This is a genomic window from Bifidobacterium boum (assembly GCF_000741535.1).
In the GTDB taxonomy this organism is placed as follows: Bacteria; Actinomycetota; Actinomycetes; order Actinomycetales; family Bifidobacteriaceae; genus Bifidobacterium; species Bifidobacterium boum.
The window spans coordinates 88,212-106,679 of record NZ_JGYQ01000018.1 but is presented as its reverse complement, the minus strand read 5'-3'; the positions used below and the strand labels follow the sequence as shown (position 1 = coordinate 106,679).

Sequence of the window (18,468 nt, the reverse complement as noted above, 5' to 3'; positions counted from 1 at the left end):
GGGCGTCGACTATCATCGAAGAACGATAGAACGAACGACAGAGGTGTTCGACATCCTGTCTTGAACCGATGATTGGTGGGCTGGGCGATGAATGCTGCTGATGGCAAGCGCGAGACTGAAAGCGAGCAGTTGGCGTGGGATTTTGATGCCCCGGAGACTGCCGAAGCTAGCGGCACGCATCCGGGGGGCAGCGTTCCGGTGGCCGCAGATGAGGGGACCCGCCGGTTCGCGCCCGGCACGGTGGCATGGATTGCCGCTCTCCAGCCCGATGATGAGGATGCGCTGCGGCTCGACCGCCTCGATGTCGGTGCCATGGACGCGGATGCGGCGGCACGGCTGTGGGCGAAGGTCGCCGCTTGGGTGGAAAGCGACCAGGTCGCCTACTATATCGACGATTCGCCGGTTTCCTCGGACGCCGCCTATGACGCGCGCATGCGCTGCCTGCAACGCTTGGAGGCCGCGTTCCCTTCGCTTGATTCCCCGCAATCGCCCACGCACCGTGTCGGCGGAGCGTTTTCCAATGATTTCGTGTCGGTCCGTCACCCTTCTCGGATGATGAGCCTGGACGACGTGTTCTCCATTGAGGAGCTGCGCGACTGGTACGACGGCGTGCGGGAGGACCTCGAATGGCCGGAAGGCAAGCCGCTGCCGATGACCTGCGAAGTCAAGATCGATGGTCTGGCTTTGAATCTCATCTACCGCAACGGCGTACTCGAACAAGGCCTGACGCGCGGCGACGGCGTCATCGGTGAGGATATCACGATGAACGTGCGCACGATTGCAACGATTCCGCAGAATCTCGCCGGTCCCGCTTCGGATATCCCTGAATTCGTGGAGATTCGCGGCGAAGTGTTCATGCGTTGGGATGATTTCCACGCGCTCAACGAACGCAACGAGGATGAGGGGCACGCCCCGTTCGCCAATCCGCGCAACGCGGCGGCGGGGTCGCTCCGGCAGAAGGATCCGCGAATCACCGCGACCAGACGATTGAGCTTCTACGCGCACGGCTTGGGCACTTTGCGTTGGGGCGGGGGAAGCGCGCATCAGGGGCACGACCAGGTGGACGACCAGTCGCAGGCGTACGACCTGTACAAGAAGTGGGGGATTCCGGTTTCCCCGCATAATCGGGAGGTTACGGATTTCAGCCAGATTCTCGACATGATCGACTATTACGGCGAGCATCGAGGGGATATCGAACATGCGCTCGACGGTATTGTCGTCAAGGTCGATGATCTGGCGTTGCAGCGTCGGCTGGGCGCCACGTCGCGCGCGCCCCGCTGGGCGATCGCCTACAAGTATCCGCCGGAGGAGGTCAACACCGAACTGCTCAACATCATCGTGCAGGTCGGACGGACAGGACGCGTCACGCCGGTCGCCGTGCTCAAACCCGTGTATGTCGCCGGGTCGACGGTCGCACGCACCACGCTGCATAATCCGTTCGAGGTCAAGCGCAAGGGCATTCTCATCGGTGACACCGTGGTCGTGCGCAAGGCGGGCGACGTGATTCCGGAGCTTGTCGGGCCGGTGCTGGAACGGCGCAAAGGCCGGGAAGGGCAGCTGCATGAGTTCGTGATGCCCACGCGTTGCCCGTCCTGTGGAGCGGTGCTTGCCCCGGCGAAGGAGGGTGACAAGGACATCCGCTGCCCGAATGTCGAATCCTGCCCGGCGCAGCTGACCGAGCGGATCATCAACTTGGGGTCGCGCAAGGCGTTCGACATCGAGCATCTGGGCGACCAGAGCGCGATTGCGTTGACCAATCCGGAGGAGAACCGGCCGGATTCCGTGGCATCCTACGATCCGTACCGAACGGAAATCGAAGTGAAACCGGGGCAAGAGCCCGAGCCATACGAGCCGGTCGAGGGCTTGCAACTGCCGGCCATGCAAACGCCGGTATTGTCCAGTGAAGCGGGGCTGTTCGGTCTGGACGCCGAGATGTTGCGTGACGTACGGGTGTGGCGTGAAGCGCCGATTATCGAAGTGCGCGAACAGATTGGCCGCAACGGGAAGAAACGCAAGATCCGGCGGCGGATCGGCGGGTCAGGCCTGTGGCATCAGGTACCGGCGTTCTGGACGACGCCGACCAACGCGAGAGCCGCGACCAGCGAGAAGGCGATCGAACAGGCGAACGCGCGCGGGGACGATCTGGAATCCTACCCGGGGTATGCCGTGCCGCGGGACGCGCATATCGTGCATGAGCTGACCCGGACCCTGCGTAACGGGACGGTCGTGCACCAGCCGGTGTATGTGCGGCCGATGGAGAACACGTACAAGCTGTTTGACGAAATCAATAAAGCCAAGCAGGCGGACTTGTGGCGTGTGCTGGTTGCATTGTCCATCAGGCGGCTTGGCCCGCCGACCGCCCGTACGATTGCCGACCATTTCGGCTCACTTGAAGCGATTGAACAGGCGAGCGTTGAAGATTTGACCGAAATCGACGGTATTGGCGAGGAGATCGCCAGTTCCGTGGTCGACTGGTTCGCCAAATCACGCGAGCCGGGGGATTGGCGTGGCAGGATCCTCACCGCGTGGAAAGCCGCCGGTGTGGGACAGATCGAGCACAAAAACACCGATCCACAGACCTTGGCCGGCATGACGGTGGTCGTGACCGGATCGTTGGAGGATTTCAGCAGGGATTCTGCGAAAGAAGCCATCGTATCGCACGGTGGTAAGGCTTCGGGGTCGGTCAGCAAGAAAACCACGTACGTGGTGGTCGGTGAGAATCCGGGCTCGAAAGCAACGAAAGCCGAGGAACTCGGATTGCCGATTCTCGACGAAGCCCAGTTCCATCACCTGCTGGATACCGGCGAACCGGGGGAGCCGGCGGTTCACGCCGACGCTGGAACAGCAGATGCACTCCAACCTGAACTCACCAACTGACCTCACTCCAACCTTCTGCCGACGCTTAGACGGTGCTGAGCGTCGGCAGAAGCAGCACAATGACCTTCTACCGATGGTGGTGACGCTGTGTGCGGGGCTGCTCACTGCGCGCTGGATATGAGGGATTGGGCGAGGGTAGTGAATTGAGCGGCGAGTGGGGTGTCGGCGAGTTTGCCGGACGGGTCAAGTACCGCAGGACGCCCGGAATCGTCGATTTCACGGATTTCCGGTTCGAGCGGCAACTGGGCGAGCAGCGGCACATCATAGCCGAGCGCATGGGTGAGCTGCTCGCTGACACGCTTCCCACCGCCGTGCCCGAAGATTTCCAGCCGTTCGTCTTTGTGTTCGAAATAGCTCATATTCTCGACGACGCCGCGCACCTTCATCGGCACTTGCAAGGCGACCAGACCGGAACGTACCGCGATTTCCGAAGCGCTCGGCTGCGGCGTGGTCACCACCACGAGTTCCGCGTTCGGCAAGGTCTGCGCGACCGAAATCGCCATATCCCCGGTGCCGGGAGCCATATCAAGCAGCAGCACGTCCGGGCTTCCCCACCACACATCCGACAGGAATTGTTCCAGCGAGCGTTGCAAGCGTGGCCCGCGCCACAAGATCGCGCGCTCGGAACCGGCGAACATGCCGATGGACATGAGTTTGACGCCCCACGAGACCACCGGCATGAGCATGCCGTTCAGATTGGTAGGCTGCGTGTGCACGCCGAACAGCCGCGGAAGCGAGAACCCATAGATGTCCGCGTCGATGGCCGCGGTATCGTAGCCGAGCGCTGCGAATGTGGCGGCGAGATTCGCGGTGACCGAGGATTTGCCGACTCCGCCCTTGCCGGAAGCAATTGCGAAGATCCGCGTGTGCACGCCAGGCTTGGTGAACGGGTTCTGCCGGCGTTCGGCCTTGAGCTGGGCGACGAGATCCGCGAGCTTGTCCTGGCTCATCGCGCTCACTTCGATATGGGGGATGAGCGTCGCCTCCGGGTAGGATTCCACGGCGCTGTTGATTTGGCTCGTGATGGTTTTCGACAACGGGCATCCGGCGACGGTCAGTTCCACATGCACAGTGACGTCGAACGTGGATGGGTGTGCATCCCGCGGCGTCGCTTGGATGGCGGTGATCATCCCCAGATCGGTGATGGAACGTCCCAATTCCGGGTCGATGATCTTGCTTAATCGGTGAAACATCGCAAGTTCAACGGCATTCGGCTGATTGTCGGCGATTGCTGTCGTCGCGCCGTCATGCTTGTCCGTCGCCTGCCGGGAAGTCGGGGTGTGTGCCATGGTTCCTCCTGATTGTCCTTGAACACCGTAGCGCGCTTCTGTCCGCCACGCCAGTGGCTACGAGCGTATTGCGGCTATCGTTCGTGGGCGATAGTCCACAATGATAACGATTTCATACGGTCGCACGTAGATCACGAACGTCGCACGCATACGAAAAACGGGAAGCAAGCGCAAACTTGCTTCCCGTTTTCCGGTTACTGATCAGCGAGAATCAGATGTTGAAGTACAGCTCGTACTCGAGCGGCGTCGGCTGCAGGCGAGCCTGGTCGATTTCGCCGCGCTTGAGGTCAACCCAAGTCTCCAGCAGATCGTCGGTGAACACGTCGCCGGCGGTCAGGAAGTCGTGATCTTCCTCGAGAGCGTCGAGCGCTTCGCCAAGGGAGCCCGGCACCTGCTTGATGCCCTCATGCTCTTCCGGCGGCAGCTCGTAGAGATCCTTGTCAACCGGAGCCGGCGGCTCGATGTGGTTGAGGATACCGTCGAGGCCTGCCATCAGCTGTGCGGAGAAGGCGAGGAACGGGTTGGAGGACGGATCCGGAGCGCGGAACTCGATACGCTTGGCAGCCGGGCTCGTGCCAGCCAGCGGAATACGGATGGCGGCGGAGCGGTTACGGGCGGAGTACACCAGGTTGACCGGAGCCTCGAAGCCCGGAACCAGACGGTGGTAGGAGTTCAGCGACGGGTTGGTGAAGGCGAGCACGGAGGAAGCGTGCTTGATCAGGCCGCCAACGTACCAACGAGCGATATCGGAAAGCCCGCCGTAGCCCTTCTCGTCGTAGAACAGCGGCTTGCCGTCCTTCCACAGGGACTGATGGCAGTGCATGCCGGTGCCGTTGTCACCTGCGATCGGCTTCGGCATGAAGGTCACGGCCTTGCCGGCGAGGGCTGCGGTCTCGTGAACGACGTACTTGTACTTCATCAGGTCGTCGCCCGCGTGCTGCAGGGTGTTGAAGCGGTAGTTGATCTCCTGCTGGCCGGCGCCCGCGACCTCATGGTGCGAACGCTCGAGAATCAGGCCGACCTTCTGCAGGTTGGCAACCATGTCGTCGCGCAGATCCTGGTAGTGGTCGTTCGGCGGGACAGGGAAGTAGCCGCGCTTGACGCGGTTCTTGAAACCGATGTTCGGGGTGCCGTCATCTTCGGTGTCAACGCCGGAGTTCCACGGAGCCTCGATGGAGTCGACCTCGTAGAAGGAGCGGCGCATGCTGTTCTCGTAACGCACCTTGTCGAAGATGAAGAACTCGGCTTCAGGCGCGAAGGACGCGGTATCGGCGATGCCGGTGGACTTCAGGTAAGCTTCAGCCTTGCCTGCGACCTGGCGCGGATCGCGGGAGTACGGCTCATCGGTGATCGGGTCGACGATGGAGAAGGCCACGTCGAGCGTTTTGTGCTTGCGGAACGGGTCGATGAATGCGGTGGAGACATCCGGCACCAGCTTCATATCGGACTCGTTGATCGCCTGGAAGCCCTGGACAGAGGAACCATCGAACGGCATGCCGTCGGTGAATGCATCCTTGAGGAACTCGCTGGCGGGAACCGTGAAGTGCTGCTGAATACCGATGAGATCGGTGAAGCGAACGGAGACGTACTCAACGCCCTCTTGGTTAATCAGGGCCTCGACGTCTGCTTTGGTTTCGAGTGCAGTCAAGGGACCGCTCCTTTCATGTGAACTTACAGGCTTCAAGTCTAGGTTCGTCGGTTTCGCCCACTCGCCGTTTGCGTTACGAACATGTTTCGTACTTCGGTAACATTTGGGTGAAAACGTTGGAAACTCGCGGTTTTTGTTGTTAACATCCGGTCGAATTTCATTGATTTGCCGTTCGAAACATGGACATACGGGTTGTTGCCGGCGTATTTCACGGCTGGTTGTGGTGATGACTGAGCATCGGCTGCGCTGCTCGTTTCACATTGCTTGCATGGTGATGGAACCACCCGTCACCTACGCCAATGCCCGGCCGGACGGCAGTCCAACCGGGCATTGGCAGTATTGCGAGCGGCGATCAGCGACCGCGCAACGCACGACGGCTGATATGCTGGGCGCGCGTCGGATCGATGCCCTTGGGCACGCCGTAACCTTGCTTGAGTTGCAGGGTGCGCAGACGCTCGTTGAGCGTGTTGAGCTCGGTCTTGGTCAGGTAGAAACGGGAGCGTGGGTGGAGTTTCTTCGCAATCCACAGCTTGTGATGGGTCGGTTCGTAGCTTTTGCACTTGAGCACGGCGCGACGCACGTCTTTCAGACGCACCTGATGTTCACCGGTGCCCACGCAGATGCGGTAGACCGGAATGGATGAACCTGCGGTGACGCCTTTGATTTTGCGTTCCTCGCGGTCCATGGCGCGGTTGATGCGCTGTTCGTCGCCCTCACCGAGCAGATAAATACCGGAATTGCTGGTTCCGCGCCAGATCATATCCTTGGTTTTCGGATCGACCCACACCGGCTCCTGCGGGAAGGTGTAACCGGCGCGACTGATATTACCCAGCACGCCGATGGCGGCGCCCGGCTGGCCTTCAAGCTTCGCATAGCCGACACGATCGGCGCGGTTGGTGAGCACCATGGTGAAGAACAGCGCGCCCAGCATGACCGCGGTGATCATGAGCAGAATCCAAGCGATGACCGACCAGTGGAACACGATGCCCAACACAATCGCGACGACAATCGGCGCAAGGAACGCTCCGGCAACCAGCCAGGGCAGCATCCTGTCCTCTTTATAGGTGAACTTGAACAGGGCGATAATCTGTTTGACCATGTTCCGGCGATTGCCGCCGTTGCTCTTTTCATCCTTGTCTGCCATTTGCGATCCTTATCTTCTGGGAAACGGACACACTGAGCACCACTTTACCAAACGGCATGGAAGCGCGATGTTGCCTGCGGGCAGCCACATCGCCGCCCGCGATAGTCGTTCGCTGCCCGCCTGTTGTCGGTCGTACGGTACCGCAGTGTTGTCAGCGGGTATGCAACGGCCGCCCGTCCGCCTTGAGCATCGCTTCGCCGAGCGTCTCGCTGAAGGTTGGATGCGGGTGGATGAGCCGCGCCGCCTGGCTGAGCGGCACATGGTTGCCGACCAGTTGCTGGGCTTCGGCGATCAGGTCGCTGGCCACGGGGGCCATCATGTGCACGCCGAGAATCACCTCCGTGTCCGGGTCGCTCGCCCGCATGCCGCTGACCACGGACATCGAACCCGCGGAGCCGCTCATCAGCATGCGCGCGTTCGACAGCATCGGGTATATGGTTTCCTTGACTTCCAGCACATCGTCGCGCTTCTGCGCCTCATCAAGCGTCATACCGACGGAGGCGACCTCCGGCGTGGAGAACACAATCTGCGGCACGGCGTCATCGTCAATCGGCTGGGGATTGAGCCCGGCGATCGACTCTGCGATGACGATACCCTGCTCGTACGCGCGGTAGGCGAGGGCCGGGCCGACCGTGATATCACCGACCGCCCAGATGCCGGACACATTGGTGCGTCCGTAAGCGTCGGTGACGACGAAACCGCCGTCGGTCAGGGCGATGCCGTTCTTTTCGAACCACGGGCTTGCCGTATTCGGTGTCCTGCCGATCGCGGCGAGCACGACTTCGCCATACGCGGTGTGGTCCGTCGCGTCAACGCCACGCGTGTAATGGACGGTCGCGCCGAGATTGACTCCCGTATCGACATGACTCACGGAGGTGTGGTCGATGATGGTGATGCCATGCCGCTTCAATTCACGGGTCAACGCCATGGACGTCCTACGGTCCCACGCCGACAGCAGCCGGTCTTTGCGGATCAGCATGGTGACATCGGTCCCGGCGGCATGCCACATGGAAGCGAATTCGATGGCGATCGCCCCGGCGCCGATAATGACCGCACTGGACGGGAACTGGTTGCGTGCCAGCGCCTGCGTGGAATCGATGAGTGCCCCACCGAACGGCTGGCCTGGCAGCGGCTTGGGTTCCGAGCCGGTGGCCAGCACCACATGATCCGCGTTGATGACCAGCGTTTGCCCGGCGTCCTCCGGGACTGCGGCGTTGCGGAAGCGCTGCACCTGCTGCTTCCCGGCACTGGGGGCGATGGTGACTGTGGTATGGTCCGTCAATTCGGCCTGCCCATGGATGACCGTGACCTTGCGATGGGCGAGCAGACCGGCCAATCCTTTGGTCATCGTGTCGACCACGCGCAGCCGGTAATCGCGCAACGCGCCATAATCCACGCCGTTGAGCGTAGCATTGATGCCAAGCTGCTGGGCGCGGCCGACCATGCCGATAGTGCGGGTGGCGGTCAACAACGCCTTGGATGGAATACACCCGCGGTTCAGGCATGTGCCGCCGAGGGTGGCGTCCCGCTCAACCAGTACGACGGATTTGCCCAGTTGTGCGGCACGCAATGCAGTGGCGTATCCGCCCGGTCCGGCCCCGATGATGACGATGTCGGCATGTTCACTCATATGGCCTCCTCGCACATGGCCCGCCGCGCTGCCGTGTGCGCCGGACCTTGGTTCAGGTTGCAATGCCTCCCAGTCTAGGGTGACGCTTCTACCTGCCGCCTATATCCGCCTGTGGCGAAGCGAGCGGCAGCCGGCGGGCAACATGCAGCGAATATAACAAACCCGCTGCGGCGTGAATACCGCAACGGGGTTGTCAGTTGAATCCGAGAACGTGACCGAGCAACTCTCAGTCAGGCCAGTTGCCGCGCTTCGGGGAGGTGGGCTTGGGCAGACGCCACCGGCGGATCTGGATTGACCGGCTCCACGCGTACATGCACGAGCGCGAACCGCGGGCCACCGCACGGTCGCCGAATTTGGCGACCAGTTTCTTCTTGAGCTTGCGCCACATCACCACGATGTCGATGATCACCGCGAACAGATACGCGTACATGAGAATCGTCAGGACGATTACCGCCTGCGGACTGCGGGAGCTGAACACCATCATGACGACCATCATCACGACGATCACCGGAATGAAGAATTCGCCCAGATTGTAACGGGCGTCCACATAATCGCGGATATACACGCGCCACGGCAGCTGCTCCGACTTCGGCATGTGGCGAAGGTCACCGTTCTGCATCGCCTCGTATTCCGCGTCTTCCCTCGCACGAATCCGCTGCTTGGCGGCCTTCGCACTCGCCTGACGATCCTTGGGAACAAGCGGACGCAAGTTCTTCGCCTGTGCTTCCTTGCGTTTGGGGGTCGGACGCCCCTTGCCCTCAGTGGTTTTCGCGCCTGATTCCTTCGACGCGGCCGGTTCATCCTGCTCGGCCGGCTGCTCGTCGGTGGTCTTCTTGAACGGGTTCCATGTCATGCTTGCAGGTTACGGTGACCACTAGACGCTCGCAGCCCGGCAATCCGCCCCGGAACCGCCGAAAACCAGCCCGATGGGCACGGCCGGACGCCAAGGTATCGCGGTACTCGGATGGTGCGCGGCGGCGACACATCACACATCGCACACACGATGAGCAGATATATAAGGAGAACCCATGACCGCGTTGAATGAACAGACCGTCCGCGCACGCGTAGAAGCCGACTGGACCCGGATCGTCGACCTGCTCAAAGAGAAGATCGCGCTTAAAGCCGTGTCAGCGCAAGGCATCACCGGCGAGCATATGAAGCGTTCGGCTGAATTCGTCGCCGGCGAAATGCGCAAGGTCGGTATCGATGCGCATGTCGAACAGTCCACCAACCCGGACGGCACCCCGGGCGCGTGGGAGGTCATCGGCTCGCATATCGTCGACCCGGATGCACCCACCGTGCTCCTGTACGCGCACCACGATGTACAGCCCGCGCCGAATCCAGCGGACTGGGATATCGACGATCCCTTCACCGCCACCCAGGTGGGCGACCGCTTGTACGGGCGCGGCACGTGCGACGACGGCGGCGGCATCGCCATCCACTCCGGCGCGCTCAAGGCGCTCGGCGATGACCTGCACGTCAATATCAAGGTGTTCTTCGAAGGCGAAGAGGAAATGGGATCGCGCAGCTTCATCCCCTTCATCGAAGCGCATCGCGACGAATTCGAATCCGACGTCATCATTGTCGCGGACTCCGGCAACTGGACCCCGGACATCCCCAGCCTGACCACCAGCCTGCGTGGCAACACCACGCTTGACGTGAGCGTGAAAGTCCTTGACCATCCCGTCCACTCCGGACAATACGGCGGACCGATTCTCGACGCGAACACGCTCGCCGCCATGCTCATCGCGTCCATGTACAACGCCGACGGCGAGCTCAACATCCCCGGACTGCTCTCTCAGGAACCGATCGGCGGCCTGCAGCAGGATCTCGACCCCGACAAGGTGCGTTCCGACACATCCCTCGTGCCCGGCTACCGGTTCGCCGGCACCGGTTCGCTCGCTTCCCGCTTGTGGACCAAGCCGAGCGCCACGGTCATCGGATTCGACGCGCACCCGGTTGACGGATCGTTTAACGTGATCGCCAACGAGGCACGATTCCGCCTGTCCGTGCGCACCGCCCCCGGTCAACGACCTGAAGAGGCGCAGCAGGCGGTTGCCGATTTCCTCACCGAGCACGCGCCATTCGGTGCGAGTGTGACCGTGACCCCGCTGGACAACGGCATGGGGTGGGCCATGGACCCTGACGCCGAAGCGACCGAGGATGCACTCGTCGCCATGCGTGAGGCGTTCGGCGTGGAGCCGATCAACAAGGGTGAGGGCGGTTCCATTCCGTTCATCCCTGAATTGCAGCGGATCTTCCCGAAGGCGCAGGTGCTGGTGACCGGGCCTGAAGACCCGCAATCCAATGCCCACAGCCCTAACGAGTCGGTCAGTCTGCCTGGGTTGAAGAAGAACGTGGTCGCAGAGGCGCTGCTGCTCGCCAAACTCGGGCAGTGATGCGGCGGCGGATGTCGCGGTCGAAGTGATCGATCGCGTGTCGTTTTGTCTGGTGAGGCGGTGGTGCCGGTGCTGGCGTGGATGCCGGTGTCGGTGCTGCCGTCTTTTGGGTGGTTGCGGGTGGTTGCGTATGTCTGAGCATGCGCAAGTTGTAGTGATGTCTGGCGATGGCTGCTGACTGTGGGGTATCTGTGGTGTTGTGTATGTCCTGACACGCGTGATGGTGCAGGTCGACCGGCGGAGTCGTTGTCTGTGGGGTATCTGTTGCGTTGCGCGTGTCCGGGCATTCGTAACGGTGCTGATTGGTTGGTTCGGGGAGCTGGTTGAGGTGTGTTCGTGATGCTGCGTATGTCTCGACATGCGTCAGAGGGTGGATTGGCTGGTGTTGCTCGTTGGTTGCAGGGCAAAATGTCATGTTGCGCATGTTCTGGCATACATAACAGCACAGATTCGCTCGCATAACGACCTCCACCAGCCTGCCGCTCGCAGCCTGTCAGCTTGCTGGCACTTCGTCGACGGTCAGCGTTGCGGGTTGGCCGGGATTGGCGGTTCCTGTGTGGTGTGGGTTGCTGGGAATCCAAAATACTGGCGTATCTGCGAGCCACTGGTTCCGGCCAGGCGTAGGTTGGGAAGGGAAGACCACCGCTCCCGCGTGATGCCGCATGCAGAATCACGCGGAATCACGCAAAATCATGGGGTGCCCCTAGACTGAGCAATCGACACGGGGGCTTGGCTGAGCGCCAGGCTGAGATGGGGGTTTCCTCCGACCGAATGAACGTGAACCGGGCAATGCCGGCGCACGGACGTCGCTCTTCCCGTGCCTGAGAACAACCGTTCAAGAAAGGCACAAATCATGGCACAATCTGCGAATACCGCAGCATCATCCACAGTGAATCTCAAGTGGCGCGTCGTCGACATCGCCGTCGCATCGGTGATCGGCGTGGCCAGCGCGCTGATTTATTGGCTGGTCGCCCTGCTGACCGCCGCACCTTGGACCGCACTGGACGCGGTCGTCCCCGGTCTGCCCGGCCTGTTCAACGGATTGTGGCTGTTCGCAGGCCCCTTGGCCGCTATCATCGTGCGCAAGCCGGGCGCCGCAGTGTATGCGGAGGTCGTCGCCGGCATTCTTGAAGCGTTGATGGGCAACATGTGGGGCGGTCTCGCCACATTCCTCATCGCCTTGGTGCAAGGTGTGTGCGCGGAGCTTGCGTTCGCGATTGTGCGCTACCGCAAGTGGACCCTGCCGGTTGTCACCCTGTCCGGCGCGCTGTCCGGGGTCGGATGCTGGGCGTACAGCTTTATCGAGAATCTTCAGGGCATCAATCTTGCCGGGTCCTACGGCATTGTCTACCTGATCACCACTGTGGTGTCTGGCCTGCTGATCGCCGGCATCCTCATGTGGTACCTGTACCGTGCGATCGCGCGGACGGGTGCGCTCGACAAGTTTGTGTCAGGGCGTGAAGTGCGCGGTATCAGCGCCTGAGAGACAACACCGTCTGAAATTACCGTCTGATAGCACCATCTGAAAGCGTCAGCGTCTGAATCCCCGGGGCTTGCGGCGGAGCGCCGATACGGCTTCGCAAGTCAGCGGCATAAGACCCGCCACCAATATGGGCGGGCGGTTTCGGGATCATTGCAGCGATATACCACCCCGTGCCGGGCATCATCGAAATCCGGCATCGCATAGGAAGACATGAATATGAGCAACAACTCTTCGAACACATCCAACACATCCATCGCCACAGCGACATCTACTGGCAATTCGGCCCCCGCGCCGCAACCCGAGGCGACCCCAGTCGCAGCGGGTCGCCCCAGCCTGAGATGGCGTGTCGTCGATATCGCCGTCGCGTCGGTGATCGGCGTGGCCAGCGCACTGATTTTCTGGCTGGTGTCCCTGATTTACTCACTGGGCGTCGGCGACCTGATCGGTCTGGTCATGCCCGGATTCCAAGGCATCTATAACGGTTTGTGGCTGTTCGCCGGCCCCTTGGCGGCGGTCATCGTACGCAAGCCCGGCGCCGCCACGTACGCGGAACTGCTCGGCGGGATCATCGAAAGCCTGATGGGCAACCAGTGGACGGGCATGGACACGTTCAGCACATCGCTGATGCAGGGCGCGTTCGCCGAACTCGCGTTCCTCATAGTGCTGTACCGCGTGTGGAACGTGCCGATCACCATGCTGTCCGGCGCGTTCGCCGGGGTCGCCGTGTGGCTGCATGACATTTTCATGCGCGGCCAGGCGTTCACCGGGCAGTACATCACCATCTATCTAGTCACGTCCGTGATTTCCGGCATCGTGTTCGCCGGCATCGTGGTGTGGTACCTGTATCGTGCGATCGCACGGACCGGTGCGCTTGACAAGTTCGCTTCCGGGCGCGAAGTGCGGGCCACGGCCTGAACCTTGGCGGAGCAATGACTCCGCCCGGCAGAAGCGCCTTGGCAGGCAACTGTTGAGGTGTGAAGCAATACAGTACAACAGCAGCGGCGGTACAGCAGTACGACAACGCAACAGGCGCGGCGGCGGAACCGAGACCGGCGGACGGCGGCTCGCGATACAGTAACGAACAGCGGCCGGGCAACGGTTCCGCGCCAGCGCATTCGAAGACGGCAGGACACAGGACGCGATGAAGTCAAGCGAACACGACAACAGCAGCACGATGACGGCAGTATCGACACAACCGGCACGCCTCGAATTCCATGATTGGGGCTACCGGCATGCTTCACGCCGCCACTTCGCCGTCCGCGGCCTCAACCTGAGCATCGAACCCGGTGAGCGCGTACTGCTGCTTGGGGCTTCCGGCATAGGGAAATCCACCATTCTCGAAGGCGCGGCCGGATTGCTCGGCGGCGATATCGAAAGCGTGAACACCGCTGCCAACGGCACCACCAGCACCATCGACGCGGACGGCGGGTTGACCGAGGGGAGCGTCACTGTTGACGGCACACCCGTCAGCCAGGCCAGAGGACGCGTCGGCCTCGTATTGCAGGACCCGGATGCGCAGGCGATTTTCGAACGGCTCGGCGACAATGTCGCCTTCGGTCCGGAAAATCTCAACGTGCCACGCGAAGCGATCTGGCAGCGCGTCCGCGACAGCCTCGACGCGGTCGGCATGCATGGCATCCAGCTTGACCGTTCCACCATGCACTTGAGCGGCGGGCAAATGCAGCGCCTCGCCCTTGCGGGAGCGCTCGCCATGCAGCCCGGCGTCCTGCTGTTGGACGAGCCCACTGCCAACCTTGATCCGGATGGTGTGGACCAGATTGTCGGCGCGGTGCGCAATGTGCTTGACAGTACGCATGCGACTATGATGCTCGTGGAACACCGTGCGGAACCATGGATTGACATGATCGACAGGGTCATCGTTCTCGGATTGCAAGACAGCCAGCCTGCGAGCAAGACCGGGGAAACTGGAGGAGCGGGGGACACAGCGGAATCCGACGAACAGGGCGAACCAAGCAACGGCACTGTCATCACCCAGCAGGGCGACGAAGCCGAAGTGGGCCGCCACGGCGACCAGCGTACGGTGATCATTGCCGACGGCACCCCGGACGAGATATTCTCCGACCGCAGCATCGATTTCGCCGGCCTCGGCATCTGGCTACCCAAACGCTACCAGCGCTCCGAAGACGCCATCACACGCATCCACACCGACAGCGAACCCGAATACGATCCGGCGACCGGCACCGGCGAGCCGATCCTGACCACCAGCGGTCTGGGTATCGGGCACAGTGAAGACGCCATCGCACGCGACATCAACCTCGCGTTCAAACCCGGGCAGATCACCGCGCTCGTGGGAGCGAACGGCGCCGGAAAATCAACACTTTCCTTGACCCTTGCCGGACTGCTTAAACCGCTCGAAGGCTCCGTTAACGCCAGCCGTGAACTCGCCGGCACCGCGCACGGCACCCAGCCGATCAACTGGAAATCAACCGAACTCGCCTCCCGCATCTCCTACGTTTTCCAAAACCCCGAACACCAGTTCGCCCGGGGCAGCGTCATCGACGAAGTCATGCTCGGGCCGCTGCGCACCGGCATCGCGCCCGACGAAGCCCGCAGCCGCGCGCACGACCTGCTTGAACGCTTCAACCTCAGCCGGTACGAGAACGTCAACCCGTACACGCTGTCCGGAGGCGAAAAACGCCGGCTCACCGTGGCTGCAGCGCTCGCCGCCGCCCCACGCGTGCTGATTCTTGACGAACCCACGTTCGGGCAGGACCGCCGTACTTGGATGCAGATCGTCCACCTCATCCACGGGCTGCGCGGCGATGGCGTCAGCATCATCGTCGTCACTCACGACCATGAGCTTGTCACCGCGCTCGGCGCACGCGTCATCGAACTCATCCCGCAAGGCGGGCAAGGCCAATGGGATGACGAGCAGACCATCCGCGTCAGCCCGGTCAACGAACGTCACGAACAGCCGCGTGCCTCCAGCAGGTCAAGCGTCATCGCATCCATCAACCCCGCCTACCGGCTCTTCGGCGCTCTGCTTGCCTCGCTGCCGCTTATTTTCAGCCTCGACTGGGTGTCCGCATGCACCGCGCTTGTCATCGAATTCCTGGCGCTCGCCTGTCTCGGGCTCAAACCGTTGCGGGTCGTCAAATCCACGTGGCCGGTATTCATCGGGGCGCCAGGTTCGGCGCTCGCTGTACTGCTGTACGGCAAACAGGGGGGAGCTGTCTGGTGGCATTGGGGCATGATCACCGTCAGTGAACGGTCGGCGTGGCTTGCTTTGGCTACCGGCTTGCGCATTCTGGCGGTGGGTATTCCCGCGATTATTCTGGTGTTGGGCATTGACGCGACCGATCTGGCGGACGCGTTCAGCCAGATTCTGCATTTGCCGGACCGATTCGTCTATGGCGGGCTCGCCGGCATGCGCCTGTTCTCCGTTCTGCGCGACGACTGGGCGGCGCTCACCGCGTCACGCCGTTCGCGCGGACTCGGTGACGACAACGCGTTCAAGGCGTTCTTCCCACAGGCGTTCGCGTTGCTGGTGCTGTCCATCAGGCGTTCGACCACGCTGGCGACCGCGATGGAGGCGCGTGGATTCGGCGGCGACGGGCCTCGCAGCCACGCGCGCGTCAGCATGAGCGGGACACGCGACCGGGTGTTCCTCGTGTGCTGCTTCGCGGTGCCGATGATTGCGCTCGCGGTGTCGGTGTGGTGTGGCGCGTTCAGCTTCTTTGGCGGCAAGTGATCGCAGTCATGGTGAACGATGTGGAGGTCTTCCCGGTGCCCGATGACGCATCGGTGTGATACACAGAGGGGCCGCAGATCTGCTGTTATCTGCGATATCTGTAGTACTTGCCGGAAGATAACGCGCTTAGCAGGGTTCGTTGTATCCGGATTCGGCGGTAGGTGTGTTGATATTCCGCGTGATGTACTTGCGGTGTTGGACATGTGCAGACCCCGATAATGAAGAAACGCTTCCGAAGGTACTACGAAAAGACAAGATATGTGTTCTCTGCCGCCTTGGGCGCGCAGGAGATCGGCGTTGGTTCTGCGTCGGGCGCTCTCAGTCGTGGTGTTGCATGTGGCAACATTTGGGACATGATCTGAGGGACGTGTCGGAGTAGTTAGCGTGCTGCTCTGATATATGGCATGTTGAAGCTGCTGGGATGAGAGCGAAAAAAAGTCAAAGGTTTGACGTTGTTGAAATGTGGAGTGTCGCGCTTGTCGTTACCGAGACGTGTGAGACATTCCGGTACCGTCAAGAGAAAAGAAGGTTGAAGAACAGCGAGTCCTAACGCTTGTGTTGGGGTGGGAAGAGGTTGTCGTGGTGAGGGTCGAGGGTCCGTTCACGTTGTTGTCTCCGCGGGAGATGAATGGTCTGCGCGCGTTGGGCGTAGATCTGGAGCATTGCCGGTATTGGGTTGTCGGTGATGGCGGCGAGGCGCTGCTTACTCAGGCTAGATTTCATCGATACCAGTATGTGTGGCGGGGGGTGCCGATGTTGATGGATGTTGATTGGAAATTCAGTGACGAAGGCATTCAGGAGTATCGTGTGAATGCCATGCTGCGGGTAAGGGATGTGCCGGCCGGCTGGTATGAGGCGGATTTCGGTGATGTAGGCCTGTCGGGTGAGACGGTGGAGCCGGACAGGGGGATGCTGCAAGTCTTGGCGGCGATGCTGCGGGTGTATTACCGCCGTTGGCTGTCGTATGGTGGCGTGTGGCCGGATGGTGTGACCTGGGATGATGTTGACAGGTCTGGTTTGAAGGTGCGTGAGGGCGGCTTGGTTGGCCCGTGGGATGTGCCGTTGACCCGGTATCGTGTGCGTGTCCCGTCCGAGGGGGAGTACGCGTATGCGGCTGGTTTGTCGCCCGGGGGGTTCGCCCGGCAGGTGAAGCCGGGCGGGAAGGTGACAATCGATGACGCTGGCCGGTCCGTGCTGTGGAGGGTGCCGGTGGCGCATAATCCGCATGGCGGCGGCAGCGGGACCATGGGCGGGTTCATTTACGACGGCGCCGCGTATGGGTGGCGTGAGGTCCGTGAGGATTTTGCACGCCCGGTTGGCGAACGGCGGGTGAACGCAAGGCATGTGTTCTTCAATCGCGGGCGTGACTGGTATGAGCCGGATGCGGCGTTCCTGCGGGCGTATTGGGATGCGTGTAACTGGCATACGTTCAAGGATGTCGTGTACCGGGGGCGGAGGTTCTAGCGGCCCCCGCACGGCACCCAACCACAAACCAAATCATCAAAGAGAAAGCAGGGATAATGAACGAACCAACGACCGGCTGGCCGGCGTATGCAAAGCCGATGCCCAAGCCGACCTTGCAAGACAGGATCTATTTCGCGCGGGTGCGTAAGGAGAAGCAGCGCGACCTGTTGCATGGCTTGGCTGTGGCTGAGGGGCCGTTCTACGCGCGTCTTGAGCGGATGTGCTCGATCAATGGTGTTGTTCAGGTCAGTGAGATGGCGGATCCTGTGGCTCTTATTGCCGCGTATGCCGCGCAGTATGCGGCAGTGTACTCGGGGGTGCCTTCGGGTTTGCGTCTTGACACGGTGATGGGCTCCGATGGCAGCCGTTGGGTGATGGGCCCCGCGTTGGACCAGTATCTGCTCAATATGCAAGATTACAGTGTGGCGGGTCTCGTGCGGTTCGGGTACCGGAACGTTTACCCGGATGGCGCTGATCTTGACATTCAAGGCATTGCCGACACTGTCGTCGGTTCAATGGTCGGCAATGGGTCGCATCGGATTCTTGGCGGAAGCTGGAGAACCACGGTTGCACATGGCAATCAGCTGTGGGATATGTGGGAGCCGTCTATTCGCATGGTGTGCAGCAATCCGAAAGAAGCGGTGATCCTATTCTCATGCCTGATGGTTGATTTCCTTCGTCATATCCAGACGAACGGCGATGGTACCGCTACCGATGTCCGTGAGAATTATCGTACGATGCTCACGCAGACGATATTCATGTCCACTGTTGACTTCGGGCTGCTCGGCAAGACGACTGGGGCGGCCGAATAGTCACGGGCTT

General features: G+C 61.5%; 12 protein-coding genes and 1 riboswitch. Of the genes, 7 read left to right on the top strand and 5 right to left on the bottom strand.

Annotated elements, in window-relative coordinates:
* Window positions 1-87: 87 nt before the first annotated feature.
* Complete coding sequence (gene ligA, locus BBOU_RS08655) at window positions 88-2,877, top strand: NAD-dependent DNA ligase LigA (RefSeq protein ID WP_026503289.1); 2,790 nt, start codon at window positions 88-90, stop codon at window positions 2,875-2,877.
* A gap of 101 nt (window positions 2,878-2,978) precedes the next feature.
* Here the strand turns inward: ligA and BBOU_RS08650 are convergent, their stop codons facing one another.
* The 5 genes from BBOU_RS08650 to BBOU_RS08630 all read right to left on the bottom strand — a co-directional run bounded on the left by BBOU_RS08650 (window position 2,979) and on the right by BBOU_RS08630 (window position 9,441).
* Complete coding sequence (locus BBOU_RS08650) at window positions 2,979-4,070, bottom strand: Mrp/NBP35 family ATP-binding protein (RefSeq protein WP_033490542.1); 1,092 nt, start codon at window positions 4,068-4,070, stop codon at window positions 2,979-2,981.
* A 307-nt stretch (window positions 4,071-4,377) separates the two neighbouring features.
* Window positions 4,378-5,814 (bottom strand): type I glutamate--ammonia ligase, encoded by a 1,437-nt coding sequence (gene glnA / locus BBOU_RS08645; protein WP_026503287.1) that lies wholly within the window; start codon window positions 5,812-5,814, stop codon window positions 4,378-4,380.
* Between the two features lie 352 nt (window positions 5,815-6,166).
* Complete coding sequence (locus BBOU_RS08640) at window positions 6,167-6,958, bottom strand: DUF4191 domain-containing protein (RefSeq protein ID WP_026503286.1); 792 nt, start codon at window positions 6,956-6,958, stop codon at window positions 6,167-6,169.
* Between the two features lie 151 nt (window positions 6,959-7,109).
* Window positions 7,110-8,588 (bottom strand): dihydrolipoyl dehydrogenase, encoded by a 1,479-nt coding sequence (gene lpdA / locus BBOU_RS08635; protein ID WP_026503285.1) that lies wholly within the window; start codon window positions 8,586-8,588, stop codon window positions 7,110-7,112.
* Between the two features lie 226 nt (window positions 8,589-8,814).
* The gene (locus tag BBOU_RS08630) at window positions 8,815-9,441 is read right to left on the bottom strand and encodes a DUF3043 domain-containing protein (protein ID WP_026503284.1); all 627 of its coding nucleotides are present in this window, start codon (window positions 9,439-9,441) and stop codon (window positions 8,815-8,817) included.
* A 175-nt stretch (window positions 9,442-9,616) separates the two neighbouring features.
* Here BBOU_RS08630 and BBOU_RS08625 point away from each other — a divergent pair, with 175 nt between their 5' ends.
* The 6 genes from BBOU_RS08625 (at window position 9,617) to BBOU_RS08600 (ending at window position 18,458) form a co-directional block, all read left to right on the top strand.
* The gene (locus tag BBOU_RS08625) at window positions 9,617-10,987 is read left to right on the top strand and encodes a dipeptidase (RefSeq protein ID WP_026503283.1); all 1,371 of its coding nucleotides are present in this window, start codon (window positions 9,617-9,619) and stop codon (window positions 10,985-10,987) included.
* A 711-nt stretch (window positions 10,988-11,698) separates the two neighbouring features.
* Window positions 11,699-11,809, top strand: a riboswitch (TPP riboswitch).
* A gap of 31 nt (window positions 11,810-11,840) precedes the next feature.
* The gene (locus BBOU_RS08620) at window positions 11,841-12,470 is read left to right on the top strand and encodes an ECF transporter S component (protein ID WP_033490509.1); all 630 of its coding nucleotides are present in this window, start codon (window positions 11,841-11,843) and stop codon (window positions 12,468-12,470) included.
* A 216-nt stretch (window positions 12,471-12,686) separates the two neighbouring features.
* Window positions 12,687-13,385, top strand: coding sequence for an ECF transporter S component (locus BBOU_RS08615; RefSeq protein WP_238552196.1), 699 nt, complete (start codon window positions 12,687-12,689; stop codon window positions 13,383-13,385).
* Between the two features lie 259 nt (window positions 13,386-13,644).
* The gene (locus tag BBOU_RS08610) at window positions 13,645-16,182 is read left to right on the top strand and encodes an ATP-binding cassette domain-containing protein (RefSeq protein ID WP_161788254.1); all 2,538 of its coding nucleotides are present in this window, start codon (window positions 13,645-13,647) and stop codon (window positions 16,180-16,182) included.
* A 579-nt stretch (window positions 16,183-16,761) separates the two neighbouring features.
* Entirely contained in the window at window positions 16,762-17,646 is an 885-nt protein-coding gene (locus BBOU_RS08605; protein ID WP_152595645.1) for a hypothetical protein, read from the top strand.
* Window positions 17,647-17,702: 56 nt separating this feature from the next.
* The gene (locus BBOU_RS08600) at window positions 17,703-18,458 is read left to right on the top strand and encodes a hypothetical protein (RefSeq protein WP_026503278.1); all 756 of its coding nucleotides are present in this window, start codon (window positions 17,703-17,705) and stop codon (window positions 18,456-18,458) included.
* Window positions 18,459-18,468: the final 10 nt, after the last annotated feature.